This window comes from Wenjunlia tyrosinilytica, from assembly GCF_014646055.1.
GTDB classification, from domain to species: domain Bacteria; phylum Actinomycetota; class Actinomycetes; order Streptomycetales; family Streptomycetaceae; genus Wenjunlia; species Wenjunlia tyrosinilytica.
Genome location: NZ_BMMS01000172.1, coordinates 1 through 523 on the forward strand (window position 1 = coordinate 1; position 523 = coordinate 523).

Annotated in this window: 1 protein-coding gene; it reads left to right on the forward strand. The window is 71.9% G+C overall.

The window, feature by feature from the left end; all coding sequences use genetic code 11:
• A partial coding sequence (locus tag IEY86_RS36100) for an alcohol dehydrogenase catalytic domain-containing protein (protein ID WP_189136112.1) occupies positions 1-523 on the forward strand: 523 nt, incomplete at both ends.

A 523-nucleotide genomic window follows, 5' to 3' on the forward strand; every position in this document is an offset into this window, starting at 1 on the left:
GCTTGGCGGCTGGACATCCTGGAGAAGGGGACGCTGGAGGGCCTGGGAATCACGGTGTGTCCCGAGAGGACGGAGAGCCTGGCCGCGGGTCAGGTGCGGATCTCGGTGCGGGCGGCGGGGGTGAACTTCCGCGATGTGCTCAACACCCTCGGTATGTATCCGGGCGATGCCGGCCTGCTGGGCCTGGAGGGCGCCGGTGTCGTCACCGGGGTCGGCCCGGACGTGGCCGCACTGGAGGTCGGCGACCGGGTGATGGGGCTGTTCCCGGGGTCCTTCGGTCCGGTGGCGGTCGCCGACGCGCGCACGGTGACCAGGATCCCCGAGGGCTGGTCGTTCGCGCAGGCGGCATCGGTGCCCGTGGTGTTCCTGACCGCCTACTACGCGCTGACCGACCTCGGTCGGGTCCGCGACGGCGAGTGCGTGCTGGTGCACGCGGCGGCCGGCGGTGTCGGTATGGCCGCGCTGCAACTGGCGCGGTACATGGGTGCGGAAGTCTTCGCCACGGCCAGTGCGGGCAAGTGGG